This is a genomic window from Niastella yeongjuensis (assembly GCF_900110245.1).
Classification (GTDB): Bacteria; Bacteroidota; Bacteroidia; order Chitinophagales; family Chitinophagaceae; genus Niastella; species Niastella yeongjuensis.
The window spans coordinates 721233-732826 of the sequence record NZ_FOCZ01000001.1 but is presented as its reverse complement, the minus strand read 5'-3'; the positions used below and the strand labels follow the sequence as shown (position 1 = coordinate 732826).

General features: G+C 45.4%; 10 protein-coding genes. 6 read left to right on the top strand and 4 right to left on the bottom strand.

Features of this window, described 5'->3' with window-relative positions:
- Positions 1–268 precede the first annotated feature (268 nt).
- The 6 genes from BMX95_RS03340 to BMX95_RS03315 all read left to right on the top strand — a co-directional run bounded on the left by BMX95_RS03340 (position 269) and on the right by BMX95_RS03315 (position 5240).
- Positions 269–1246 (top strand): KpsF/GutQ family sugar-phosphate isomerase, encoded by a 978-nt coding sequence (locus BMX95_RS03340; RefSeq protein WP_081198838.1) that lies wholly within the window; start codon positions 269–271, stop codon positions 1244–1246.
- A 129-nt stretch (positions 1247–1375) separates the two neighbouring features.
- A complete protein-coding gene (locus BMX95_RS03335) occupies positions 1376–2458 on the top strand; it encodes a mannose-1-phosphate guanylyltransferase (protein ID WP_081198839.1) in 1083 nt (360 codons plus the stop codon).
- 2 nt (positions 2459–2460) lie between these two features.
- Positions 2461–3177, top strand: a complete 717-nt coding sequence (locus BMX95_RS03330) for a 3'-5' exonuclease (protein WP_081198840.1) — start codon at positions 2461–2463, stop codon at positions 3175–3177.
- An 11-nt stretch (positions 3178–3188) separates the two neighbouring features.
- Entirely contained in the window at positions 3189–3548 is a 360-nt protein-coding gene (locus BMX95_RS03325; protein WP_081198841.1) for an MmcQ/YjbR family DNA-binding protein, read from the top strand.
- A gap of 29 nt (positions 3549–3577) precedes the next feature.
- A complete protein-coding gene (locus BMX95_RS03320; RefSeq protein WP_081198842.1) occupies positions 3578–4729 on the top strand; it encodes a methionine aminotransferase in 1152 nt (383 codons plus the stop codon).
- A 19-nt stretch (positions 4730–4748) separates the two neighbouring features.
- Positions 4749–5240: a GNAT family N-acetyltransferase gene (locus BMX95_RS03315; RefSeq protein ID WP_081198843.1), complete on the top strand. Its 492-nt coding sequence runs from the start codon at positions 4749–4751 to the stop codon at positions 5238–5240.
- A 407-nt stretch (positions 5241–5647) separates the two neighbouring features.
- Here BMX95_RS03315 and feoB read toward each other — a convergent pair whose 3' ends face one another.
- The 4 genes from feoB to BMX95_RS03295 form a co-directional block, all read right to left on the bottom strand.
- Complete coding sequence (gene feoB, locus BMX95_RS03310; RefSeq protein WP_081198844.1) at positions 5648–7771, bottom strand: ferrous iron transport protein B; 2124 nt, start codon at positions 7769–7771, stop codon at positions 5648–5650.
- A 121-nt stretch (positions 7772–7892) separates the two neighbouring features.
- Positions 7893–9836, bottom strand: coding sequence for a glycoside hydrolase family 97 protein (locus BMX95_RS03305; protein ID WP_081198845.1), 1944 nt, complete (start codon positions 9834–9836; stop codon positions 7893–7895).
- 102 nt (positions 9837–9938) lie between these two features.
- Entirely contained in the window at positions 9939–10922 is a 984-nt protein-coding gene (locus tag BMX95_RS03300) for a 2-hydroxyacid dehydrogenase (RefSeq protein WP_081198846.1), read from the bottom strand.
- A gap of 184 nt (positions 10923–11106) precedes the next feature.
- Positions 11107–11376, bottom strand: coding sequence for a hypothetical protein (locus BMX95_RS03295; RefSeq protein ID WP_081198847.1), 270 nt, complete (start codon positions 11374–11376; stop codon positions 11107–11109).
- Between the last annotated feature and the right edge of the window lie 218 nt (positions 11377–11594).

Sequence of the window (11594 nt, the reverse complement as noted above, 5' to 3'; positions counted from 1 at the left end):
GCATCTTGTAAAGGGATGCGAATTTAATTCATTTTTGTTGTTATGCCAACCTTTTAATTGTCAATAAATCATATTTAAAAACCTGTTTAAGTGATATTTTAGGCCATAAACATTGTTTTATAACATACTACAGCAGGATTACTTACAAAGTGCTTAACTTAATGAAGTCGGCGCTGTTATTGCTATTATCTGAAAATGCCGGCCATACCGCAAAGACAGGTATAAAGCTTTGTTCAATTAACAATTTCAAGTAGGTTTGCGCCTTAATATGTCAACTGTGTCTGCCATTGATATTAAGTCTGTTGCGCTTCGAACCATAGGGTTGGAAGCGGAGGCAATTGCATCGTTACAAACCATGGTAAACGATGATTTTGAGCGTGCTGTTAAAGCTATATATGAAACCAAAGGCCGCGTGGTTATAAGTGGTATTGGAAAGAGTGCATTGATTGCCCAGAAACTGGTGGCAACATTAAACTCAACCGGTACCCCTGCCATTTTCTTACATGCTGCCGATGCCATCCACGGCGACCTGGGTATGATTCAACAGAACGATGTGGTGATGATCATCAGTAAAAGCGGCGAAAGCCCTGAGATAAAAATGCTGGTGCCCCTGGTTAAAAACTTTGGCAATACTTTAATCGGCATGGTTGGTAACATGGCGTCTTTCCTGGCCAGGCAGTCGGGCATTGTGTTAAACACTACCGTGTCGCAGGAGGCTTGTCCAAACAACCTGGCGCCTACTTCCAGTACAACGGCCCAGCTGGTAATGGGTGATGCCATAGCAGTAAGCCTGATGGAGCTGAGAGGGTTTACCTCCGAAGACTTTGCCCGGTTTCACCCGGGTGGAACCCTGGGCAAGAAATTATACCTGCGCGTTTCTGAACTGTACCCCAATAACGAAAAGCCGCGGGTAAGCGAACTGGCTTCATTGAAAGAAGTGATCGTTGAGATCTCAAAAAAGCGACTGGGCACAACGGCAGTTACCGATGCAAACAATCGCCTGCTGGGTATCATTACCGATGGTGACCTCCGCCGGATGCTGGAAAAGAATATTCCTTTAGACAGTGTTACGGCCAGGGAGATCATGACCCTTAATCCGAAAACCATCACCGCCGATGCATTGGCTGTAGAAGCACTTGATCGTTTGCGAAAGTTTGATATCAATCAGCTGGTGGTAGTGGCTGACGACGACTCGTACCTGGGTTTCATTCATTTGCACGACCTGATCAGGGAAGGGCTTATTTAGTTAACTTATTTATTCAACAAGATTGTAACTTTATCAATAATATTGTCAACCTTTCGTTTAGGAGGGAATTACACATTACGAAAAACCCTATTAACATATTGGGCTTAGCCGAAGGACAACTTACATAAAATGGACAAACAAACTTACGTAGCAATAATGGCAGGTGGAATAGGCAGTCGTTTCTGGCCTGCAAGTAGAACCAACTATCCCAAACAGTTCCTGGATATTCTGAATAGCGGTAAAACGCTTATACAGGCTACCTACGACCGGTTTGCTGCTTTTGTTCCTGCCGAAAACATTTATGTAGTTACCTCCAATGAATATATAAATATTGTTAAGAAGCAATTGCCGCAATTGCCGCTGCAGAACATTCTGGGCGAACCTTCACGCAAAAACACCGCACCCTGCATTGCTTATATTTCCTATAAACTGCACCAGCTCAATCCCCAGGCTTCGCTGATCATAGCGCCGTCTGATCACCTGATCCTCGATCCGGTGGCTTTTAATAAAGTTTGTCTGGAAGCACTTGGTTTTGTTAGGGAGCACAATGCCCTGATCACCCTGGGCATTAAACCCACTTATCCTAATACCGGTTATGGGTATATACAATACGAACAGCAAACGGTTAGCGATAATGTGTATAAAGTAAAAACATTTACCGAAAAGCCCGATCTGGACCAGGCCAAAATGTTTATAGCTACCGGTGAGTTTTTATGGAACGCCGGCATCTTCGTTTGGCAGGTAAAAAACGTTATCCCTGCGTTCGCAAAGTACCTGCCTGAAATGTTTGATGTGTTCGAGGCCGAAAAATCGCATTTCAATACCGTGGAAGAAAGCCAGGCATTACAACGCATCTATCCCCTCTGTACAAATATCTCCATCGATTTTGGTATCATGGAAAAAGCCGATAATGTGTATGTTATTCCCTCTTCATTTGGCTGGAGCGACCTCGGTAGCTGGAACAGCGCATGGGAAAACCTGGAAAAAGATTACATGCACAATGCTTCCGCTGGCGGCAATGTTATTGTATTCGACACACAACGGTGCATGATACAAACTCCTTCAGATAAACTGGTAGTGCTGCAAGGCATGGAAGACTACATTGTAGTTGATACCAACGATGTACTGCTTATCTGCAAAAGAGAGAAAGAGCAGGACATCAAAGAATATGTAGCAGAAATAAAAAGGAATAAGGGAGATAAGTACCTTTAGGTATGGTCACACTCAACAATATTCTTTTTCTCGACATTGAAACAGTTCCGCAGCACGATAGCTATGAAAAATTATCGCCCGAGTGGAAAGCCCTTTGGGACCTGAAAGCGGCATACCTGATTCGCAATAAAGAAGAAGAAACAGTTGAAACCATTTACAACCGGGCCGGTATATATGCCGAGTTTGGCAAAGTGGTATGTATCACCTGCGGAATTATTCAGGGCTATCATCCTTCCAAAAAGTTGGTGTTGAAATCGTTTTGCGGTGATGATGAAAAAGAGATCCTGTTGCAGTTTGCCGATATGCTGAAACGCTGGGCTTCCGATACCAACAAAAGCCTGTGCGCCCATAATGGAAAAGAATTCGACTTCCCTTTTCTCTGCCGCCGAATGATCATTCATAATATTCCACTGCCAGCCATCCTCAATACCCGCGGTAAAAAGCCCTGGGAAATAACTCACCTCGATACCATGGAACTCTGGCGCTTCGGCGATTATAAAAACTTTACTTCGTTAAACCTGCTGGCTACCACGCTGGGCATCCCCACTCCCAAAGATGATATCGATGGCAGCATGGTATGGGAAGTATACTGGAAAGAAAGAAACCTGGAACGCATTGTTTGCTATTGCCAGAAGGATGTAGTTACCGCGGCCCAGGTATACTTGCGAATGACAGGCGAAGCATTGTTAGAGGCAGACAGTATCGAGATCAAACAATAAAGCTGAGTTGTATGGACATTGAATCATTACGCGAATATTGCTTATCGAAACCGGCAGTTGAAGAAACCTTCCCCTTTGGGCCCGAAACCCTGGTGTATAAAGTAGGTGGTAAAATATTTTTGCTCTGTTCTTTAGATTCCGATTCTCTCCAGTTTAACGTAAAATGCGATCCCGAAAAAGTCATCGAATTGCGGGAGCGGTACGATTGTGTACAACCAGGTTATCATATGAACAAAAAGCACTGGAACACCATTGTTGTTGATGGAAGTGTGAATAACTCCCTGTTAAAAGAGTGGATAGATGATTCATACGACCTGATTGTGGCCAGCCTGCCCGCAAAAGCACGTGAGCAGCTGAAAGGAAAAAAATAAACTTATTCTACAACCTTCAAATTTTCAACTTGAGTCATATACCCATCCAATCCAAATTACCCCAGGTAGGTACTACTATCTTCACAGTAATGAGCGCACTGGCCACTGAGCACAAGGCTGTAAACCTGGGTCAGGGTTTTCCCGATTTCCCCATGAGTGCAGAGTTGATGTCACTGGTAACCGAAGCCATGCAAAGCGGGTTCAACCAGTATGCACCCATGCCCGGTTATATGCCCTTACGCGAAGCCATTGCAGAAAAGATCGAATTCCTGTATACCACCAGGGTGAATCCCGATACCCAGATCACCATTACTCCCGGCGGCACCTATGCTATTTATACTGCACTTACTACTGTTTTACAACCAGGTGATGAAGTGATTGTGTTTGAACCTGGCTACGACAGCTATATTCCTAACATCCTTGTGAATGGCGCCATACCGGTACGCATCGATCTGCAGTTTCCCGGGTATAAGATCAATTGGAACGAAGTGCGGCAGCGCATCACCCCCAAAACAAGAATGATCATGCTTAACTCGCCACATAACCCCACAGGTGCAGTGTTGAGGGAAGAGGATATTCAACAATTGCGCGCACTGGTGCAGGGCACCAACATTATTATTGTTTCCGATGAAGTGTATGAGCATATTGTGTTTGATAATGTAAAGCACCTGTCTATTCTGCGCTATCCCGACCTGGCCGAACGGAGTTTTGTATGTTTCTCCTTCGGCAAAGTATACCATTGCACCGGTTGGAAGCTGGGCTATGCCATAGCTCCGGAAGCGTTTATGCGTGAATTTCGCAAGGTGCACCAATTCAACTGCTTTAGCTGTCATACCCCATCGCAGGTAGCCCTGGCTACTTTCCTTCGCAATAAAGATTCCTATTTAACGCTCAGCTCCCTGCTGCAACAAAAGCGCGATTACTTTTTGCAGCTCATGAAAAATACCCGGTTCTCCATGCTGGATAGTAAGGGCAGTTATTTTATCTGTGCGCAGTACGATCGCATCAGCGAAGAAAGCGATAAAGACTTCGCCATTCGCATTACAAAAGAGTTTGGGGTGGCTGTTATTCCGGTATCTGCTTTTTACCAGGACGGCACCGATAACAAGGTGGTGCGTTTTTGTTTTGGGAAAAAAGAAGAAACGCTGGCCCTGGCTGCAGAACGGTTGGCCCGTGTATAAAATACAGGTAAATTAGCTGATGATCTCCCTGATACCAATGCAGCCCGAACACGCCAGTGTGGTACTGGAAATATATGGCCATGGCATAGCCTCCGGCATGGCCACCTTCGAAACAAAAGTGCCCGACTGGCAAACTTTCAATCTCAAATATCTTCCACACTCAAGAATTATTGCCATCGCGGAAAGTGAACCGGTAGGGTGGGCGGCCCTTACGCCTGTATCTGCCCGGGAATGTTACAACGGCGTAGCCGAAGTAAGCGTGTACGTTCATCAGCAACATCAACGAAAAGGCATTGGCAGGATCTTGCTGGAAGCCCTCATAAACATCAGTGAACAAAACGGGATCTGGTCATTGTTAAGCGTGATCCATGAAGAGAACAGGGCCAGTATTCATTTACATGAACAATGCGGCTTTCGCTACATTGGTTATCGCGAACGTATTGCCCAACTCGATGGCGTATGGCGAACAACCGTTATGCTTGAAAAGCGAAGTAAATTTGTAGGACAATAAAACAACTGCTACCGGGAGAGATTAAAATCGTATTAAAGGAAAAAAATTAATATTAATCTTCATTACATCTTACTGCTTTTTGCCACTTTCATGTCGTAGTGTTATAGCGATCCTTTAACCGTTCTATAACAAACCTTTCATATCATCAGACGTCATATATATGACTATGCATTTGAGCTGATTAGCCTGATTTGTTAGTATTTGGTTAATCGGGGTTCTTGGACAAACTCAGCAAGACCATCCAGCGTATAGTTTCCTATTAAACGAATATTGCCATTGCTTTTATAGCGTCAAGATATTATCAGGACGGTTTATTTTTCATGGATTGGACAAAACACAAAGGGGCTTTTTCGTGAGCCCTTTTCTTTTTTCTTAGTATGTGAGTTTTGTAAATGTCTTGTTAACGCTTATTTCAGCAGTTGATAAGCAATGAAGCTCATGATGTAGGCCAGCCCGGTCATATACACCAGTTGAATAAGCGGCCACTTCCAGCTACGCGTTTCGCGTTTAACAATGGCCAGCGTACTCATACACTGCATGGCGAAGGCATAAAAGATCATAAGAGAGATACCGGTTGCCAGCGTATACACTTTTGTTCCATCCCGCCGTACTGCAGCATTCATTTTCTCCATCAGCGTACTTTCATCGGCATCAGCACCGCCTTCCACACTGTATAAAGTAGCCATGGTTCCAACAAATACTTCACGGGCAGCGAAAGAAGTGATCAGGGCAATGCCGATCTTCCAGTCGTAACCCAGTGGTTTAATAACTGGCTCTATGCTGTGGCCCAGCATACCGGCATAGGAGTTTTGTAGTAGCTCGGTATTTTTTAACCGGGTCAGGTCTGCTTCCTGTTCCGGATGTAGTTTTAATTGTTGCTCGTAACGCGCCTTTACTCCATTCATTCTTTCACTGGGGCCATAGGTACTCAATGCCCACAAAATAAGACTGATGACCATGATCACTCTACCGGCATCAAATACAAAGATCTTTGCCTTGTTGATCATAGTTACTATCACATTTTTCCAGCGGGGTGCACGGTAAACCGGCAGTTCCAGTATGAAAAAGCTTTTCTCCTTAATGTCAATAAACAGGCGGGCAATGTACGATACCAGCATCGACATAATAGGTCCCAACAGGTACAGACCCATCATCACCAGTCCCTGCAATCCTAAAATGCCAAGGAACATTTTTTTCGGGATCACCAATCCAATCAGAATGGTATATACCGGCAGGCGGGCGCTGCAGCTCATTAAAGGAGTAACCAGTATGGTGAGTAATCTTTCTTTTTTGTTTTCAATATTGCGGGCGCTCATGATGGCGGGTACGGCACAGGCGAACCCACTGATCATGGGCATCACGCTTTTACCATTCAGGCCCACCTTACGCATCAGCTTGTCGGTCAAAAAACTAATGCGGGCCATGTAACCGGTGTCTTCGAGTATGGTCACCAGGCCAAACAGGATCATGATCTGCGGTATAAATACCAGTATGCCACCCAACCCGGCCATAATACCATTGATGAACAGATCGGTTAACCAGCCCCCGGGTAATGCATTGCTTAACCAGTTGCTGATTTCGGTAAAGCTCCAGTCAATCAAATTCATTGGGTACTCCGCCAGCCAGAACACGCTTTGAAACAACAGGAACAAAACAGAAAGCAGAATAATATATCCCCAGCGCCGGTGCAGGAAAATGTTATCCAGCTTTTCAGTGAACAGGGTTTTTTGCAGTGGCGACGGTTCTGTCACTGATTGTTTCAGAATGGTGCCAATGCGCTGATACCGCTGCAGTATTTCTTCCGCCTGTGTTTTGGTATGGTTGAAATTATTAGCCAGTTCAATCGATTCTATTTTATCCTGCAGTGTTTTGCTGAGGGCAAAAGATTCATGATTGATGAGGTAATGAACGGCTTTGTAATCACTTAATTCGGGGAACAGCTCTTTTACGCTGCCGATGGCGGCAGGAGCCAGGGCCTCGTTATTGATAAAATCGCGAACAGGCGCTTTGTATAATTCCAGGGCTGTTTGCTCGATGGCCTTTTTTAAAGGCTGAATGCCCTTGTTTTTGCGGGGGTTGATGGGAATTACCGGTACACCCAGTTCTCTTTCCAGTTCCGGCACATCTATCTGGATGCCCTTCTGGCGGGCGATATCCATCATGGTCAGGCCTACTACAACCGGTATTTTCAGGTCAATGATCTGGGAAGCGAATAACAAATTGCGTTTCAGGTTGCTGGCATCAGCAATCAACACTACCATTTCCGGAGCCTCTACGTCTTTATCCTGCTGCATCAACACACGATAAGCCACCCACTCATCTTCCCGCCGGGGATACAAACTGTACGTTCCGGGCAGGTCAACAATAGAAGCACTCAACCCGTCAGACAACTGACAGGTGCCTACTTTTTTGTCTACCGTTACACCCGGAAAGTTGCCCACTTGCTGGTTCAGGCCGGTTAAAACATTGAACAGGGAACTTTTGCCGCTGTTTGGATTTCCTACTAATGCAATATGTATCGTCTTCCTCATTACTAATATACCCTTTCACTTAAGCAAAAGGGTTAAAACAAGGTTGCAAAAGTACCTATTTAACCAACCCCGGCTTTACGAGATAAGTAAAAACTAAGTAAATATTAATGTGAAAGTTAATTCACGGTACCAGCACCATCACAAAACCGTCGTGTGCGCCCAGGGTAATGTTTTCTTTTTTGTTGGGTAGAAGGGTAACAGCCTGCTGATCAATAAAATTGTCGCCCTTGCTGTTCAGGAGCACAACGGCCTTTTTTGCTTTATAGGCCGACAGGTCAAGCGCCAGTGATCTTTTTTGGGTGGAACCATTTATGCCGGCGAGATACCATTTATTACCCGATTTACGCGCCAGCACCACAAACTCGCCGGGAAAACCATCGATGAAACGCACATCGTCCCAGCCAGTGGGCAGCTTTTGCAGAAACTCCTTTACATACCCGGGCATATGGGCCATCCCGGCCGGCGTTTCAACAAAATGCTGGGCGCCGGAAAGGAACAAAACCGACAATGCCAGCTCAAATGCGGCGGTGGTTTGGCGGTTTATTCTGGGTATTTTATACAAACACATGGGCGTAAAATCAATGGGGTCGAAGGCATTGCGGGTAAAGGGCAGCACAGCGGTATGTGCAGGCTCTTCATCGGCTGCCGTTTGACCAAAAGTGATGTATTCAAAACCCTTTATGGCTTCCGCACTCATTAAGTTGGGCCATGTGCGCTGCCAGCCACGGGGCAGGGTAGCGCCGTGAAAATTCACCATTAAATGGTGGGCCGCCGCGTCGTTTAAAATGTCGATGTAATACTGGATCATCGACTGGCCATCGCCCCCAAAAAAGTCGATCTTGATGCCAGCCACCCCCATTTCAGCTAACCGGCTGAATTCTTTGTCCCGGTCCTCATGGGTAAGCAACTTATTGCGGGGATGATAAGGCGTGGTATTCCAGCTGCCAGCTGAATTGTACCATAGCCAAACACCAACCTTTTTTTGTTTAGCGTAGTTGATTAACAATTGAATGCTGTCGTACCCGATTTTGGTATCCCAGTTCACATCTATTAAACTGTATTGCCAGTGCATGTCGGCTGCATAATCAATAAAGCGTTTTTGAACATCGTATACAATGGAGTCATCTTTTAACAACGCCCAGCTCCAGGCCGATTTGCCTGCTTTGGCAAAGGAAAAGTGCTGGCCAGCCGCCGCCGGTTTGGCCAGGTCGGTTCCCAGTGATGATTCAATAATATTGGCCAGACTGCCAACAGTTATAATACGCCAGGGCGAATAAAAGGGCCCGGTGCCAGAGGGTTTTAAACCCTTGCCGGGGATAACCTCCCGGGTATCGGGAAAAGCAATATGGTAGTTGGTGTTGGCCGAATCATTATCAAGCCTGGTTCCGCAATAGCGGCCATCCATATCGGCCTCCGTGATCAACAACCAATGACCCGCCGATTGAAACAGGGCTGGATATACCCAGCCGGCCTTAAGTGGCGATGGCGTGCCGGCAGCAATGCCCTTTTCATAAAATTCTTCATAACATGGGTTTACCTGTTCCCAGCCGGTTTTGGCCACACTCATAGGCTGTAGCCAGCCCTTAGCGGTGGCAGGCAGATGGAAAGAAGTATATTCTGTGTCTATTTGTTTGGGCTCAGTAGTTGCGCCGGGAAAATAATAGCGAAAGGCCACACCATCATTCGATACCTGCCAGATGAGGTCCAGTAAACCGCCACCGGCATTTCTATAATGAATAACCCGCCGATTGGCCGTATATACATTGCTCTGGCGTTTACCCGATACCAGCTGGTATTTGTCTTTTACAAGGGCAGGCGGTGTAACAGTTGTTTGAACCAATGCTCTGGAGAAATCGCCATCCGGGCAAACGAGCCCCAATTGCGAAGGTTCCAGCACCACGCTGTTTTTATATTGAACCGAGTAGGTGGGTTTGCCTTCTCCATCGAGTTGGCAGGTAACCTGTATTGATTTATTGGGACTGAGAATAGAAACGCCCGCAGACTGGGCAATGGAAGAACTGTATACAAGTAGGATGGGGATGCACAAGGCAACCAATTTTTTCATGTGGCTAATTTCGTTAGTGTGTACAATCGTTATTCAGCCATTCGAAAATAAGGAAAATAATAAATGTTCGAATGACATTAGCTAAGGACGCTATCTTCGTTATTATCCAACTTTATTAATAAGTGGTTTGTCATCCTCAAAGTCCGCTATATTCTGCAAGGTTGTTTGAGCAATTTGGGTAAGCGCTTCATCGGTAAAAAATCCCTGGTGACTGGTGACCAGTACATTAGGGAAGCTCATTAACCGCATGATATTATCGTCGGGAATGATCTCTTCTGACCGGTTGTAAAAAAACAGTTTATCTTCCTGCTCATACACATCGATGCCCAGGTAACCTATACGTCCGATTTTTAAGGCCTGAATGGTGGCCTGTGTGTTTATAAGGGCACCCCGGCTGGTGTTAATAAGCATAACACCTGGTTTCATTAAATTGATCGTATCTGTATTGATGAGATGCCTGGTTTGATCGGTAAGCGGGCAGTGCAGGGAGATAATATCACATTGCGGCAGTAGCTCTACCAGCGGCAGGTATTCCACCCCTTTGGCTTCCAGTTCTCTGTTGGCTATCAGGTCAAAGGCAAGCACCCGGCAGCCGAAACCCTTCATAATATGGCAAAACACTTCCCCAATTTTACCGGTGCCAATTACGCCCACGGTTTTCCCGTACAGATCAAAACCTATCAATTTATCGAGGGAAAAATTGCCTTCGCGCACCCGGTTATATGCTTTGTGTGTTTTGCGGTTTAAGGTAAGAATAAGGGCCACTGCATGTTCCGCCACGGCATGGGGCGAATAAGCCGGCACGCGTACTACTTTCACGCTATAGAGAGAAGTGGCGATCAGGTCTACGTTATTATAACCGGCACAACGCAGGGCAATCAGCTCAATACCTGACTTGGATAGTAATTGAATGACCGCATTATCCAATACGTCATTCACAAATGCACAAACAGCGTCACAGCCATAAGCCAGTGAAACCGTTGATTTATTCAACTGAGCGTCAAAAAACCTCAGATCGTGCCGGGTATTGTAGCGCAGGAAATATTCCCTGTCGTATGGCTGGGTGGAAAAGAAGGCGACTTTCATGCTAACAAATTTACCGGAAAGACACCTTAATCCACTCTCAATCCTTCCTCATTGCCTTCCCGGCGGCGTAAAGGTAAGAGAGACTTCATAAAGGATTCAAAGAGGAGCCAACGAGGAAGCATCGAGAGGGCATATCGCTATAATGTCGCCGTAAGGTCGCTATGATCACTAAACCCGCCAACATTTAGCCCGTCGGTTGATTTGTATTGTCTTCTTTCGACTTCTCCATATTCCGGCCTATGTTTTTTTCAGCAACAGTGAACCCAATATACAGGCCAATGGAAAGTGTTCCAATACACAGGAAAATGACAAACAGGGTAAATGCGTGGTAAAAATCGTCGCTGTGGGGAACTGCCTTGCGCAGGTCTTCAAAATACCGGAAAGCCAAACCTGAGAAGAATAAGCCAAGGGCTAAAAATGGAGCCTTCTCCAATGTAAACAACTTGCTTTTCATTGTTATTAAATAAAATGTTATAACCTCCCATTCAGGTTATTAAATACATTTTATCTAATAGCTAGCAACCAACCGTCATTAATTAGAATGGGTAATTAATGAATGTAAATGAATACAGAGTGGCATATCCTCCTACCACTCCATTCCAAAACTACCTAACATTCATTAGCTGACAAAAATATTTTATGTGTTTTATTTCACCTGACAAACTTCCGCCA